Origin of the sequence: Vibrio sp. NC2 (assembly GCF_025195005.1) — a bacterium.
Classification (GTDB): domain Bacteria; phylum Pseudomonadota; class Gammaproteobacteria; order Enterobacterales; family Vibrionaceae; genus Vibrio; species Vibrio splendidus.
Map to the genome: position 1 here is coordinate 12,385 of NZ_JANVFC010000022.1, position 14,509 is coordinate 26,893.

At 44.1% G+C, this 14,509-nt stretch carries 13 protein-coding genes; 9 read left to right on the plus strand and 4 right to left on the minus strand.

All coding sequences use genetic code 11. From position 1 onward, the window contains the following. Nucleotides 1-118: 118 nt before the first annotated feature. On the minus strand, nt 119-1,405 hold the full coding sequence (locus tag NX845_RS20000; protein ID WP_017078304.1) for a DEAD/DEAH box helicase: 1,287 nt from the start codon (nt 1,403-1,405) through the stop codon (nt 119-121). Between the two features lie 182 nt (nt 1,406-1,587). After that, a complete protein-coding gene (locus NX845_RS20005) occupies nt 1,588-2,571 on the minus strand; it encodes a GTP-binding protein (protein WP_065682774.1) in 984 nt (327 codons plus the stop codon). 541 nt (nt 2,572-3,112) lie between these two features. On the opposite strand from NX845_RS20005, the gene clcA reads away from it, so the two are divergent. Both clcA and NX845_RS20015 read left to right on the plus strand, forming a co-directional pair. Further along, nucleotides 3,113-4,519, plus strand: coding sequence for a H(+)/Cl(-) exchange transporter ClcA (clcA, locus tag NX845_RS20010; RefSeq protein WP_017078301.1), 1,407 nt, complete (start codon nt 3,113-3,115; stop codon nt 4,517-4,519). A gap of 351 nt (nt 4,520-4,870) precedes the next feature. Beyond that, a complete protein-coding gene (locus NX845_RS20015) occupies nt 4,871-5,818 on the plus strand; it encodes a TDT family transporter (protein WP_004731381.1) in 948 nt (315 codons plus the stop codon). A 138-nt stretch (nt 5,819-5,956) separates the two neighbouring features. Here the strand turns inward: NX845_RS20015 and hmpA are convergent, their stop codons facing one another. Further along, complete coding sequence (gene hmpA, locus NX845_RS20020; protein WP_017078299.1) at nt 5,957-7,153, minus strand: NO-inducible flavohemoprotein; 1,197 nt, start codon at nt 7,151-7,153, stop codon at nt 5,957-5,959. A gap of 349 nt (nt 7,154-7,502) precedes the next feature. Here hmpA and norR point away from each other — a divergent pair, with 349 nt between their 5' ends. Beyond that, nucleotides 7,503-9,095 (plus strand): nitric oxide reductase transcriptional regulator NorR, encoded by a 1,593-nt coding sequence (gene norR, locus NX845_RS20025; protein ID WP_004731373.1) that lies wholly within the window; start codon nt 7,503-7,505, stop codon nt 9,093-9,095. An 89-nt stretch (nt 9,096-9,184) separates the two neighbouring features. Continuing rightward, complete coding sequence (locus NX845_RS20030; RefSeq protein WP_004731371.1) at nt 9,185-9,544, plus strand: glutaredoxin; 360 nt, start codon at nt 9,185-9,187, stop codon at nt 9,542-9,544. A gap of 112 nt (nt 9,545-9,656) precedes the next feature. Here the strand turns inward: NX845_RS20030 and NX845_RS20035 are convergent, their stop codons facing one another. Further along, nucleotides 9,657-10,292: an OmpA family protein gene (locus tag NX845_RS20035; RefSeq protein WP_029222001.1), complete on the minus strand. Its 636-nt coding sequence runs from the start codon at nt 10,290-10,292 to the stop codon at nt 9,657-9,659. A gap of 271 nt (nt 10,293-10,563) precedes the next feature. Here NX845_RS20035 and NX845_RS20040 point away from each other — a divergent pair, with 271 nt between their 5' ends. From NX845_RS20040 to NX845_RS20060, 5 genes are all read left to right on the plus strand, one after another. Continuing rightward, nucleotides 10,564-11,190 carry a thioredoxin domain-containing protein gene (locus NX845_RS20040; protein WP_065682775.1) on the plus strand — a complete coding sequence of 209 codons (627 nt, stop codon included), beginning with the start codon at nt 10,564-10,566 and terminating at the stop codon, nt 11,188-11,190. A gap of 133 nt (nt 11,191-11,323) precedes the next feature. After that, nucleotides 11,324-11,797 (plus strand): FKBP-type peptidyl-prolyl cis-trans isomerase, encoded by a 474-nt coding sequence (locus NX845_RS20045; RefSeq protein ID WP_065682776.1) that lies wholly within the window; start codon nt 11,324-11,326, stop codon nt 11,795-11,797. A gap of 156 nt (nt 11,798-11,953) precedes the next feature. Continuing rightward, complete coding sequence (locus NX845_RS20050; protein ID WP_029222534.1) at nt 11,954-12,544, plus strand: TetR/AcrR family transcriptional regulator; 591 nt, start codon at nt 11,954-11,956, stop codon at nt 12,542-12,544. Between the two features lie 138 nt (nt 12,545-12,682). Further along, nucleotides 12,683-13,714, plus strand: coding sequence for an NADP-dependent oxidoreductase (locus tag NX845_RS20055; protein WP_065682777.1), 1,032 nt, complete (start codon nt 12,683-12,685; stop codon nt 13,712-13,714). Nucleotides 13,715-13,752: 38 nt separating this feature from the next. Then, nucleotides 13,753-14,373 carry a glutathione S-transferase family protein gene (locus NX845_RS20060; RefSeq protein WP_065605157.1) on the plus strand — a complete coding sequence of 207 codons (621 nt, stop codon included), beginning with the start codon at nt 13,753-13,755 and terminating at the stop codon, nt 14,371-14,373. Nucleotides 14,374-14,509: the final 136 nt, after the last annotated feature.

Below are 14,509 nucleotides of genomic sequence, written 5' to 3' on the forward strand. Positions count from 1 at the left end.
TATTTTTATTTAAGTGTTTAGCTTGTTGAGCTGTCTTTCTAAGGAGCTACCTTATATTTAGCGACACAACGAAAAAGAGCCACAATACAGTGGCTCTTTTCCATTACCAACCGTAATTTTACTTACGACGGTTTTTAATTCGCTTCATCATAGTCAAACGACGTTCAGCGCTTGCTTGATCTTGAGGCTCTTCGTTTGCGTTGTTCTTACGACCCTGACGGTTTTTGTACGCCGATTTAGTGTTCAGTTTCTCGATGTAAGCATCACGTTTCTTCGGTTCATAACCCGGTTGTTCAACACGGCGAATACGTTGTTGAATCAGTGTTTCAACTTGAACAACAGTCAACTCTTCTTCGCGGTTAACGAAAGAAATCGCATGACCTTGTTTACCAGCACGACCTGTACGGCCAATACGGTGAACGTAATCTTCCGCTAGGAAAGGCATGTCGTAGTTAATTACGTGTGGTAAGTCTTCGATATCAAGACCACGAGCTGCAACGTCGGTAGCTACCATCACACGAGCTCTGCCTTCTTTGAAGTCATCCAAAGCACGACGACGAGCACTTTGCGCTTTATCACCGTGACAAAGTACCGCTTTAATGCCGTCTAACTTAAGCTCTTTAACGACGTCATTCGCTGTTTCTTTGTAGTTCACGAACACAAGCACTTGGCGCCAGTTTTTACGGCCAATCAGCTCAGAAAGCAGTTCAGTTTTACGTTCTTGATCCACAGGGTAAACCACGTGACCAACAGTAGCAGCCGTTGAGTTTTCGCGCTCAACACTGATACGTTTTGGTTTACGTAGAATATCAACAGACAGTTGGTTTAACTGAGTAGAAGTCGTTGCCGAGAACATCATGATTTGCGGCGATGTTTCTACATCCAACATGATCTTACGAACGGCATTGATAAAGCCCATATCAAGGATACGGTCAGCTTCATCGAATACTAGGAATTCTAGGTTAGCAATAGACACGTTACCCGCTTCTAAGTGCTCTTCTAAACGGCCTGGTGTTGCAACCAAAATATCAACACCCAGTTCTAATTGACGAACTTGTGAAGACATTTTGTTACCACCGTAAACCGCTGAAACGCTTAGTTCAGTGTATTTAACGTAGTCTTTAATGTTTTGAGCGATCTGCGCAGCTAGCTCTCGAGTTGGAGCAAGAATAAGGCCGCGAGCCGTTCCTCTAGACGCCTTTTTACCGCTGTTCAAAAGGTGCTGAATAACAGGCAATGAAAATGCCGCTGTTTTACCCGTACCGGTTTGAGCAGTAGCAAAAATATCATGGCCTTTACGAGCCATTGGAATCGCCTTTTGTTGAATTGGAGTGAGTTTTTCATAACCACACTCAGTCAACGCTTTGACTAATTCAGGAGCAAAACCTTGAGAGGAAAATGACATTGTTACGGGTTCCTTAAGCAGACAGCCTACATTCTTATTTCAGCCGAGCACTATAAAGTAATTAGAGTGATTTATCTCACATTTATCGTGATATAACGCAAACTTTCTCATTTAATCTGGTGTTTACCCCACCTTCAACGAAGTAAACACCGAGATCATCAGTTCAAACAGTAAAAATGGCGCTATTTGATGCCACACAGCTTGAGTAGAATCTGCTCGAGATCGTCCCAAGGCATTAACTGCGAGTCGATCACTTCAAGACGAGACTCAAAGCCATCAAGGGAAATTTCATTCACGGACACCACTTGATTCGCCACGTTAAACGCATAGCAACCATGGTCAGTATTCACCACGGCTTTTACACGCTCAGCCGTAAGATCCGACAGCATTGAAAACAGCGCATCAAAGTCGAACTTATGCTCTGCACCAAATAGCCAACCGCAACTGAAATAGCCCTGTCCTTTATTCTCTTTACGGATGAACGCTTCACCGGGAGGAAGTTGGAATTGAGGCTCTTGTTCAGCGTGATCGTGATGGTGCGCTTCAATATGAGAGGAAGCACTGCCGTATACTCTTTCAATGTCCAACACTTCCAATGGCACTTCACCATCGTGAATTAGCTTATGGAAGACTTTTGCTGGCGTTTGATCCGTCACCCAATCATTGAACACATCGATGTCTTCAGAATGAACAAGGTCAACCTTAGTACCAAGAATCACATCTGCACTGTCCAGTTGATCATTGAAATTCTGATTCGACGTGTACTTTTCATTGGATAGGTTTCGTGGGTCAACCAAGCCAAGCGTCGCTTTTAAATCAACATAAGGTGTGTATTGTTCTGAAGTTAACGTCGCAATAACCTGCTTTGGATGACCAAGCCCTGTAGGTTCAATCAATAAACGGTCCGGTTTCTGGCGTAGTAAAGCATTAATACCCACTGACATAGGCACACCAGCGGTACAGCACATGCAGCCACCCGGTACTTCTTTAATCAAAGCACCTTGATCTGTCATCAATGCGCCATCGATGCCAATTTCCCCGAACTCATTAACCAGAACAGCCCAGTTTTCATTCTCAGGTTTATTTTTGAGCAGGTTCAAAATGGCTGTCGTTTTGCCAACACCCAAGAAACCCGTAATTATGTTTGTAGGAACTTTTTTGGTCATATCAGTTCTCCTTTTTTTAGGAGTATATACACAATCACGGAGGAATTGACCCCAATCGCTTGTTTATACGGAGAATGATTTAAGCCAGAAGTTGTATGAGTGTCACTAGAAAGGGGGGGAACGATGAAAAAGGAATGCTCCAGACGAACTAAAGGCGTACTTACTCAGTACGCCTCACCCTCGTTACTCAATCGTGAGTTCGCGAATCAGGAAGCCTTAAATATCGACCTGAACATTTAACGAGGAACTAAAACTTTATTCTGAATCCATCCAAATTGTGTGTAAAACCTCACGTCTCCTTGCGGTTTGTTATGTTGCTTTACGATTTAACTATGGTTCATTTTTGGGGATATTCAAGCCGCCACCGGAGAATCGATCAAAATTGTGACAGCGATTCAACTATTGCCTATAGATTCCATTTATGTAACACGTATATTCCATAAATGAAATTCAACTTTGCATCTTTGCTGCTATAGGATATGAAGAGGACGCGTATAATTTATTGCAGTCCCGCCTCAACCCATTCAGGAGCCTTATCTCAATGACCAGAAGAGAGAAAATTAAGCAATCCTTATTAGCCAAAATGCCAAGGGATGCTATTAATCAATTTCTCTCAAGAGATAAGACACCCGCTTCCGTTCTCTTTCTTTCTTGTATTGTAGGTGTACTTGCTGGCGTAGTGGGTACCTATTTCGAAGTCGCGGTTCATTTCATCACAGAAACTCGTACCGATTGGCTTAAAGATGAAATCGGTAGCTATTTACCCCTTTGGCTAGCCGCTTTCCTTATTAGTGCTGCATTTGCCTTTATTGGTTACTTCCTTGTTCATCGCTTTGCTCCAGAGGCTGCAGGCTCAGGCATCCCCGAAATTGAAGGTGCGATGGACGGTATGCGCCCTGTTCGATGGTGGAGAGTATTGCCAGTAAAATTCTTTGGCGGTATGGGCGCATTAGGCTCTGGTATGGTTTTAGGTCGAGAAGGACCAACCGTTCAAATGGGCGGCAGTATTGGTCGCATGGTCACCGATATCTTTCGAGTTAAAGATGACGATACTCGCCACTCACTATTAGCTTCGGGTGCCGCAGGTGGTTTAGCCGCCGCATTCAATGCACCACTGGCTGGCATCATGTTTGTAGTCGAGGAGATGAGACCACAGTTTCGCTACTCACTCATATCAATTAAAGCCGTCATCATCTCCGCGGTTTCAGCCAACATCGTTTTTCGATCAATCAACGGACAATCTGCCGTTATCACTATGCCTCAATACCAACCGCCTGAACTGGATGCTCTGTGGTTATTCTTGTTGTTAGGCGTGTTGTTCGGCCTGTTTGGTGTGATTTTCAATAAGCTGATTACACTTTCGCAAGACCTGTTTGTGGCAATACACAAGAATGACCGTAAACGCTACTTAATGACAGGTTCCCTGCTGGGCGGTTGCTTTGGCTTATTGCTGCTCTATATACCCGAGTTGACTGGCGGTGGTATTGGTATCATCCCGAACATCACGAATGGCAACTACAGCGCAAACGTGCTGCTGTTAATCTTCTTAGGGCGCGTGCTCACCACGCTACTTTGTTTCGGCTCTGGTGCACCGGGTGGTATCTTTGCACCAATGCTTGCCCTAGGAACACTCTTTGGTTACGCGTTTGGGCTTATCGCGGCTGCATTCTTTCCTGAACTGAACATAGAGCCGGGTATGTTTGCGATTGCCGGCATGGGCGCCTTATTTGCCGCCACCGTGCGAGCGCCTATCACTGGCATACTGTTGGTTATTGAAATGACCAATAACTACTACCTCATCTTACCGTTGATCATCACCTGCTTAGGCGCGGTAATCATTGCTCAGATGTTAGGTGGTCAGCCAATTTACAGCCAACTACTTAACCGTACGCTGAAAAACGAGAAACTAAGACAGCAAGATCTCCCTCAGCAAGAGGAAGTTCGTTAATTACATTGAAAACTTCAGTTCAAATGTGGGACTTAAACGTAACTCGTTAAGTTCCACTAATACAGTCAAATTCCACTGATACATGAGCAAACCAAGCTCAGTATTTATAAATCAATCAAAAAATAAAGCACACTTTCCTCGTGCTTAATGTCCCGATTTCGTATCAAAGTCAAAAAAGCAAACGTTAAACTTGCTATCATCCACTCAAAATTATTTGAGTGTCCTTAACATCTATTGAGGACACAGCTGAGCGCTCACTCTAGAGCAAAAATTCTATAATTGACTCATATTATATAAATAACTAGTTGGAGAAAGGCGTTGAACTGGAGAAGGTTAACCCAAGTAAAAAATGTGCCGCCATCTCAGGCGTCTTTGGCACTTGGTGTTATTGGACTAGGACAAGCTTGGGCATTATATCTGCCAGGGGTTGGTGAGATCATTCGCCCTTACCTTGCTGCATTTGGCGCACTGTTATTGCTACCCGTTTTACTTCGGTATCTCACCAGCTTTAATACTTTCATCAATGACATTCGTCATCCGCTTAGTGGAAGCTTGATGGCACCAATGAGCATGGCGTTATTGATTCTATGCGACTATTTAGCCGAAATCTCACCAGTCATTGCTTACCCTGTCTGGTTCTGCGCGTTGTTATTGCATTTTACCATGATGGTGTTGTTCTTTAGTTTCCAGATCATCAACTTTAAAATGTCGAACATTGTACCGAGTTGGTTTCTGTATCCGGTGGGGTTAATCAGCAGTTCCTTAGCAGGTTCACAATTTGGGCACACCGTTTTTTCAGAAACACTTGCGGCCACTTGTATCGGTATCTATTTCCTAATGCTGCCAGTGGTGTTGTACCGCTTGGTATTCGAAGGAAACCTGCCACGCCGAGCAAGACCAACCTTAGCCATCATGGCAGCACCTGTGAACCTGTCTTTAGCGGCTTACTTGGTTAACTTCGACAACCCAGACCCGATTCTAACAGGCGCGTTGGCTGGTATTGCTATCACCATGACACTATTGATTTACTTGTGTTACATACGATTGATGCGTCTGAAATTCCAACCTTCGATTGCTGCCGTCACTTTCCCTTCCGTGATCAGCGCTATTGCCATGCATCGTCTAACTACGTTTTTCGGCGCGGAATACCCACAATGGTATTGGCTGCACAAGTTTGGTTTCTTCGAGCTAACCATCGCGACCATCCTAGTAATTTGGGTTGCAGGTGGATACGTGAAAATGTACTGGCCTGAGTTTTTTGATACTGACTACATGTCTAAAAAGGTCAAACGTTCTTAGACCTAAGCTAGAAGAGCTTAGTTTGCTCGATCGAATTCTCCAATATTCGATATGTCAGACAGGAGAACCAAACAAAAAAAGGCCTCACAATGTGAGGCCTTTGAATAGGCAAGGTGTTAATAGTTCAGGCGAGAGCTATTAGAAGTTAGCGTGAGGGCCAAATACTTCGTAGTGTACGCGTGAGCGATCTACTTTAAGTGCGTCTAGCTGCTCTACGATGTTCTTCATGAAGCCAACAGGTCCACAGATGTAGAAATCACTCTCTTCAAAGCCTTTAGTATCAGAGATAGACGCTAGATCCATTTGACCTTGATGTGTGTTCTCACAAGCAGACTCGTCTTTGTTCATGTACCACGTTTTCGCTTCCCAACCTTTGTCAGCAACAATATCTTTAACACGAGTCGTGAAAGAGTGTTGGCCTACGTTTTCACAAGCGTGAAGGTAAAGAACCGGTTCGTTTTTCTGCTCGTTGTTCAAGAACTCAAGCATAGACTGCATTGGCGTTACACCCACACCTGCAGAGATGAGCGTTACTGGCTTGCTGCGCTCTTGATACATAAAGTCACCTGCTGGTGCGTATAGGCTAACCTCATCGCCGATAGCAACGGTATCGTGCATGTGGTTAGAAACAACACCTTGCGTTTCTTGACCTTGGCCTTCACGCTTCACAGAGATACGGTAGTATTTTCCGTTCGGCTTGTCTGACAGTGAATACTGACGAATTTCGCTGTATTGTGCGCCTTCAGGTTTCACTTCAATGCCGATGTATTGTCCTGGTGTGTAATCCAAAACCTCACCGCCATCTTTTGGCTGTAAGATGAAGCTTGTTACGAGTGCTGACTCTTCGATCTTGTCTGCAATTACGAATGCACGTGCTGCTTCCCAGCCACCAACAGCCTGCTTGCGCTGTAGATAAAGTTCAGCTTCACGGTCGATGAATACTTGCGCTAAGAATAGGTAAGCGGCAGTCCATGCTTCTTCTACTTCTGGAGTAAATGCCTCAGTAGCTAATTCACGCAATGTTTCAATCAGGTGCAAACCAACAATTTGGTAGTGCTCTGGTTGAATGTTAAAGCTTGTGTGTTTCTGTGCAATACGTTCAACCGCGGTGGTTAACGCTGCTAGGTTTTCAATGTTTTTAGCATAAGCCGCGATAGCTTCAAACAGTGCCACACCTTGGCGACCTGTTCTTTGGTGAGTCATATTGAAGATATCTTTCAATTCAGGGTTATGCGTGAACATACGTTGATAGAAGTGTTGAGTTAAAGCAGGGCCTGCGCTTTCTAAAAGAGGAATCGTCGATTTGATGATGTTGATATGTAGATTGTTTAGCATTGATTTACTCCGAACACTTAGTCTTTTGACCACTTGAGTCAAATTGACTAGTTTTATTTAAAGATGACTTTATACCAATTCATTCTCAATGAGCTCTCTGGCTACATTTTTTATGAGAATCACGTGGACTGATAAATGAGCATTAATTGATTCAAATCAACTATAGGTCAGTTATTCAGTCATATAGACAACACGTAATGGACACATTGCACAAACGGTGCCAACATGCGAAAGCTTGCTGTGTCTGGCATCCTTTCAAAAATCCACTTCAAACTTTAGTCAAAAAGACCTTTTTTTTGTGTCATAAAGACTCTACCATGTATAAAAATACAAACAGTATGAGCCCTTTATGCAAGATATCTCAGCATCCACTCTCATGGAAATGACCATTGGTTTAGCCAGCGGTGTGAACGATCAAGACCGTTTTAATCGCCTAATCGATGCCATTCGTAAAACCATAACGTGTGATTGCGTCGCGCTTTTAAGCCTTCAAGGCGACACGCTAGTACCCATCGCAATGCAAGGGCTCAGTCGAGATACATTCGGTCGCCGCTTTATCATTTCGGAACACCCTCGCTTTGATGAGATTTGCGCATCACGTTCTCCTGTTCGTTTTGATGCTGATAGCTCATTGCCTGATCCTTTCGATGGCTTACTGATCGACCACGACGGCGATTTACCAATGCATGCCTGCATGGGTTTGCCTCTGCTGTTTGGTGACAAATTGTTAGGAGTGCTAACCCTAGACAGCCTAAAACCTGATGTCTTTGCGAATATTCCTGCTCGTAACCTAGAAGTTCTCGCTGCTATTGCGGCTTCAACCATGCAGATGGCGATGACTTTCTCGCAACTTGAGCATCAAGCAAAACAGTCAAAACAATTACTGGAAGAGTTGAACGTAGAAGCGTGGGAACGTGACGGCGGCGAGTTGATTGGTAACAGTGACACCATGGTCGCGCTTAAGAACGATATTGCGGTTGTAGCGCCGTCTGAGTTTAATATTCTGATTCATGGTGATACTGGTGTTGGTAAAGAGCTCGTTGCTCGTACCCTGCACCACCAATCGCAACGTAAGCGTAATCCGCTGGTCTACGTGAACTGTGCTGCTATTCCTGAGAACTTGGTAGAGAGTGAACTGTTTGGTCACGTTCGTGGCGCATTTACTGGCGCAGACAAAAACCGCTTAGGTAAGTTTGCTCTAGCCGATGGCGGCACACTGTTCTTAGATGAAATTGGTGAACTGCCTTTGGCAGCACAAAGTAAGTTACTGCGTGCGCTGCAAAACAACGAAATCCAACCGGTAGGCCAAGACAACATCCAAACCATTGATGTTCGTGTTCTGGCTGCAACCAACCGAGACTTAAAACAAGAAGTTGAAGACGGTCGATTCAGAGCCGACTTGTATCACCGACTTAGTGTGTACCCTATCGCGGTACCTGCATTGAAAGAACGTGGTGACGACATCAGCTTATTAGCTGGTTTCTTCCTAGAACAAGCGCGCCGTAAGCTTGGTATCAACCAAGTTAAGTTCCGTTCTGATGTTCTGGTCTTCCTAAACCGTTACGGTTGGCCAGGTAACGTTCGTGAGCTTGAACACGTTATCAGCCGTTCAGCACTGAAAGCATTGGCTCGCAGCACTAACAAAAACCTCGTGACAATCACTAAAGAAGATTGTGGTCCACTCGACCAAGATCAACCGATTGCGACGACACAGGTAAAAAACACACCATTATCAACACCAACGATCGACCTATCCGCTGGTTTACGTGGCGCGACGGACGATTTTCAACGCAGCATCATTACTGAAGTGTTGGAAGATGCCAACTTTAACTGGGCGCAAGCAGGACGAGTTCTGAAAACAGACCGAGCAAATCTGACTCGACTGTCTAAGCGTTTAGGACTAAATGTGGCTAAGTCTCACACGATCGAACGGACAAAATAGATATTAGCGGTTTGTTGCGAGCATCTAGCAAAACTTGTGTATATAATGCTGCAAATTGTAACGCTAATTTTAAATATGTAGAGAGAGTTATGAAGTTTATCCGTTGGTTCTTAGGTCGTGTCATCTTGTTATTGAATTTTGTATTCAGCCCACGTGGTGTGAAACGTTCTCAAGAAGAGCAAAGCAAAGTGAATGAGCAGGCAAAGACGCACACGTTATACCAATTCGAAGCGTGCCCATTTTGTGTAAAAGTGCGCCGCGCGATGAAACGTCAATCGGTTCAATTTGAACTTCGTGATGCAAAGAACAATGATCAACACCGTGCTGAGCTTGAAGCTGGTGGCGGTCGCGTTAAAGTGCCTTGCCTACGTATCGAAAAAGACGGCAAAACTGAGTGGATGTATGAATCTTCGGATATCGTTACTTACTTAGAAAAGCAATTCGCATAAGCTAATCTGCGAAACGAAAGTCAGATACAAAAAATCCCTCAAATATGAGGGATTTTTTATGTCTATTATTTGGAACTCGTCGCTTTCAATTTAGGGAAGAAAGCTCAAATGACTACTTCGACACAATCAGCATCAATTCTACACGGCGATTACACGCCTTGCCTTGCGGAGAAGCGTTAGTACAAGCCGGAACGTATTCGCCAAAGCCGCGAGTGTAAATAGCACGACTCGAAACATAGTTACTTTCCAAGCGCGCTTTCACTTCTTTTGCACGTAGCTCAGAAAGCGGATCATTAACACGATCACTGCCCGTATTATCAGTATGGCCCTCAATCACCACATCAATGTCTTGGCGTTGAGAAAGGTAACTGCCTAAAGTATCCAGCCATTGATTGTAGGCTGGCTCAGGGAATGCCGAACCCGTTTTAAAGTTCACGTGCTGTTCCAGCTTTACCATCACATGGTTGCCCGGAAGTACTTCAAAATCGATACGGTTTTGTCTTAAAAAAACTTCCAGTGGGTCATTAGTCGAGACACCACGTCCATAGTTGGTTGTGATGGTTTTTTGTTGATGAGTGCTGTTCTGGACTGAGTAACTGCGATTGCTCGCTACAGATGTCGTTTGAACCACACCCCATTCAGGATGCATAAGGTCGTAATCGGTTTGCGGTGCAGTTTCTAGCAGATCGTCACCTAACATACCCGTTGGTAACGTCGTTTCACACCCTGCCAAAGCTATGCTTAACATTATCGCTAAATATCTCATTACTTCACCAACCACTCATGCAGATAAACCATTCACTAATGTCTATATCGGCACCGAGGGAAAAACTTTAGATAAAAACTTTATACGAAAAGAAAGCACATCCAAAAAAAGTGCTTTTGATCACAGTTAACCGTCAACTAGCCTGTCATCACCCTCTAGTTCGAACTGTTTGCATTTATTTACCTTATAATTGTTTTCCAATTCGTACTAAATAGTTAGAATCTCACGACTTCTCAACGCTAGAGCAAACATTATGTTTAAACCATTTACTAAATTCATCACAGCACTCGCTGCCGTACTTATTATTGCGGGTTGTAGTGAAACAGACGAGCCACAGAAAGGCGTTCAATACGAAGCACTTCCTACTGCTCTAACTGAATTTAACCTGTCTCCGATCACTGAAATCTTCTCTCTAAACTGTGGTCACTGTCGTCAAATGGAAAGTGCAATTCCAGAGATTGAGTCGCTAACAGACCAAACTATTGGCAAGATGCACGTAACGTTCAATGAAAGTGCTCAAATCAGCGCAATGATCTACTACACGGCAGTGATGCAACTTGACGCGACACCTGACCACGCGTTCATGGACGACCTATTTGGTGCCGTTCAAATGGGTGCAGATGCAACGCCAGAACAGCGTCAACAAGCACTAGAGACAGCGTTCACTTCTCGTGGTTTGGTTAGCCCATACCAACTGAATAAAGAGCAGCAAGTTGCTCTATTTGACTTCGTTAAGAAAGCAGAAGAGATCTCAGTAAAAGGTCAAATCAACTCAGTACCAACATTTATCATCAACGGTAAATACCAAGTACTAACAGCAGGTCACCAAGACGTTGCTGGCATCGCAAAAACGATCAACTACCTTTTGACTCAACCCTAATCACGGCTTTAGCCAATTGATTAACACACTCTGTATTAACTGCGAAATTCTGCATTAACTGTCAAATTATGCATTAACTATGAAATACAGCATTAACTATGAAATACAGCATTAACTATAAATAGGTTTTACTATGTCTAAATTTATCATCCCGGTCATTGTCTTTATTTTGGCTGGCTTCATGATCTACCGCACTTGGATGAATCATAAATCTGGCGAAGAAAATATCGAGCAAGGCCAACAGTTCCTTGTCGAAAACGGCGCTAAAGAAGGGGTTGTTACGACTGAAAGTGGTCTTCAATACCTAGTGCTTGAAGAAGGTACTGGTACAGAGCACCCAACTAAGAACAGCAAAGTAACGGTTCACTACCACGGTACACTTATCGACGGCACTGTTTTCGACAGCTCTGTTGAGCGCGGCGAGCCAATCTCATTTTCTCTTAAGCAAGTAATCAAAGGCTGGCAAGAAGGTTTGACTTACATGGTTGAAGGCCAAAAAGTTCGCCTGTTTATCCCGAGCCAATTGGCTTACGGTAAAGGCGGTTCAGGCCCTATCCCACCATCATCAACTCTGATTTTTGATGTTGAGTTAATCTCTATCAAATAACCGATAGTGACTGATATAAGCCCCAACATACTAGCTATGTTGGGGCTTTCTTATATGTGAACGTTTGAATAGTTGAAGCCACTTTTGCAACGACTGAATATACCCTCAAAAACCGATCACTAGACGACTGGTCTAATTTAATTTATAGTACTGCCCATGAACGAAAAAACGAATGACACACGCCTGCATGTTTTAGATGTTGGCTACCAATTAATAGTGAACAACGGCTTTAACGGCGTTGGCTTATCGCAATTGCTTAAAGAAGCGGACGTGCCGAAAGGGTCGTTTTACCACTACTTTAAATCGAAAGAGCAATTTGGCGAGGCTCTGATCCAACACTATTTTGAGACCTACATCAGCAGGGTTGAAACTATTTTGGTTCATGGTGAAGGCAACCATTACCAGAGAATTATCAGTTATTTCACTCGATGGTCACAGATTGAAAACGGTACCTGTAACGCTCATAAATGCTTAGTAGTTAAGCTCAGCGCCGAAGTTTCTGATCTTTCTGATCCTATGCGTCAAGCCTTACTAAAAGGGGCTGAAAAAGTGACCTCTACGATACAACACTGTGTTGCTGGTGGTATTGAAGATGGCTCCATTAAAGTTGAAGACAGCCAAGAAACCGCTCAAAATCTATATTCTATGTGGTTGGGCGCAAGTTTGTTGAGCAAACTAAGCCAGAGCTCAAGCAGCTTAGAATCAGCTTTAAACCTAACCCAACAGATTTTAAAAGGTAAAAACTAACCACGTACTGTGTTTAGTCTTTATTAACGACAGATAACCCGCCCTCTTATCAATTTGATGACGGCGGGATTTTTAGATAACAAGACTAGACGACTGGTCTAATTCATAATGAACATAATATAAAATTAAGGATATCCAATGACTCAACAAGACAATCGCCGCATCGTATTGGCTTCTCGCCCAATTGGCGCACCGACTCAAGATAACTTCCGTTTAGAGTCAGTAGCCGCACCAACAATTAAAGACGGCGAGATGTTACTTCGCTCAGTTTATCTTTCTCTAGACCCATACATGCGTGGTCGTATGAGCGATGCTAAATCTTACGCAGACCCAGTTGCGATTGATGAAGTGATGGTTGGTGCAACCGTATGTCAGGTTGAAGAATCAAACCACGCTGATTACGAAGTTGGCGAATGGGTACTGGCTTACACAGGTTGGCAAGATCTTGGTGTGTCTAACGGTGAAGGCTTAATCAAACTAGGTAAAGAGCCAACACACCCTTCTTACGCACTGGGCATCATGGGTATGCCTGGCTTTACAGCTTACATGGGTTTGCTTGATATCGGCCAACCTAAACAAGGCGACACGCTAGTCGTTGCGGCGGCAACAGGTGCAGTAGGCGCAACCGTTGGACAAATCGGCAAACTAAAAGGCTGTCGTGTTATCGGCGTTGCTGGTGGTCAAGAGAAGTGTCAGTACGCGAAAGACGTGCTTGGCTTTGACGAATGTATCGACCACAAAGCTGACGACTTCGCGGAGCAACTGGCTAAAGCATGTGACAACGGCATCGACGTTTATTTTGAAAACGTTGGCGGCAAGGTTTTCGATGCCGTAATGCCATTGCTTAACACCGGTGCTCGTATTCCTGTATGTGGCCTTATCTCTCAATACAATGCGACATCACTGCCTGAAGGCCCGGATCGCATGTCTAGCCTGATGGGTACGCTGCTGGTCAAGCGTATTAAGATGCAAGGCTTCATTATCTTTGATGACTACGCGCACCGTTATAACGAGTTTGCTGTTCAAATGACAGAATGGTTGTCTCAAGGCAAGATGCAGTATCGTGAGCACCTAATTGAAGGTCTAGACGAGGCGCCACAAGCATTCATGGGTCTATTAGAAGGCCAAAACTTCGGTAAGCTTGTTATCAAAACAAACGAAGCTAAATAAATTCAAAAACTGAACCCGTTAGTTAACTAGGTAGAATCATGATTACTTTGCATCACCTGAATAAATCACGCTCAAAGCGCATCATCTGGCTGTTGGAAGAGCTTGGGGTAGATTACCAGATCAAGCCATACCAACGAGACAGTGTCACTTTTCTTGCGCCACCAGAGCTTAAGTCCGTTCACCCATTGGGTAAATCTCCTGTCATTGAAGACGATGGCATCGTGATCACTGAATCTGGCGCTATCACGGAATACCTAATCGACAAATACGGTCAGGGTAAGTTCGCACCAGCACGCGGCACAGCTGACTACGTAGAATATTCACAGTGGCTACATTTTGCCGAGAGTTCAGGTATTTTGCCGATGCTGCTTAAAATCTTTGTGATGAAAGACGGTTGCGAGACTAATTTCCTTGGCGGCTACGCTGACGATGAAAACCAAAAGATCTTAACTTACGTGAATAATGCACTTGAAGGTAAAACCTACTTGGTTGCAGACACACTAACAGGTGCAGACTTTATGATGTCGTTCATCGTAGAAATCGTTGGTAACTTTGGTGCAACTGCGCTTTACCCTAACATTGCTAAATACGGTAAGCTTTTGGCTGACCACCCTGCTTACCAAAAAGCAGAGCAAGTAGAGCTAGAACACTCGAACTGATCGAGTTTCAATCAAGCTCGGACGCACTTAGGATAAGCACAAGCAACTAAATGAAGCCAAAGCCGATTTATCTTTCGCTTTGGCTTCTCATTTGCCTTCATTTCGACAACAATACCGAACTCTAACTGAACAGCCA

Coding starts and splice junctions, on each gene's coding strand:
- NX845_RS20005 (WP_065682774.1), bottom strand. CDS start 2,571: ATGACCAAAAAAGTTCCTACAAACATAATTACGGGTTTCTTGGGTGTT.
- NX845_RS20045 (WP_065682776.1), top strand. CDS start 11,324: ATGTCTAAATTTATCATCCCGGTCATTGTCTTTATTTTGGCTGGCTTC.
- hmpA (WP_017078299.1), bottom strand. CDS start 7,153: ATGCTAAACAATCTACATATCAACATCATCAAATCGACGATTCCTCTT.
- NX845_RS20000 (WP_017078304.1), bottom strand. CDS start 1,405: ATGTCATTTTCCTCTCAAGGTTTTGCTCCTGAATTAGTCAAAGCGTTG.
- NX845_RS20035 (WP_029222001.1), bottom strand. CDS start 10,292: ATGTTAAGCATAGCTTTGGCAGGGTGTGAAACGACGTTACCAACGGGT.
- NX845_RS20055 (WP_065682777.1), top strand. CDS start 12,683: ATGACTCAACAAGACAATCGCCGCATCGTATTGGCTTCTCGCCCAATT.
- norR (WP_004731373.1), top strand. CDS start 7,503: ATGCAAGATATCTCAGCATCCACTCTCATGGAAATGACCATTGGTTTA.
- NX845_RS20030 (WP_004731371.1), top strand. CDS start 9,185: ATGAAGTTTATCCGTTGGTTCTTAGGTCGTGTCATCTTGTTATTGAAT.
- clcA (WP_017078301.1), top strand. CDS start 3,113: ATGACCAGAAGAGAGAAAATTAAGCAATCCTTATTAGCCAAAATGCCA.
- NX845_RS20060 (WP_065605157.1), top strand. CDS start 13,753: ATGATTACTTTGCATCACCTGAATAAATCACGCTCAAAGCGCATCATC.
- NX845_RS20040 (WP_065682775.1), top strand. CDS start 10,564: ATGTTTAAACCATTTACTAAATTCATCACAGCACTCGCTGCCGTACTT.
- NX845_RS20050 (WP_029222534.1), top strand. CDS start 11,954: ATGAACGAAAAAACGAATGACACACGCCTGCATGTTTTAGATGTTGGC.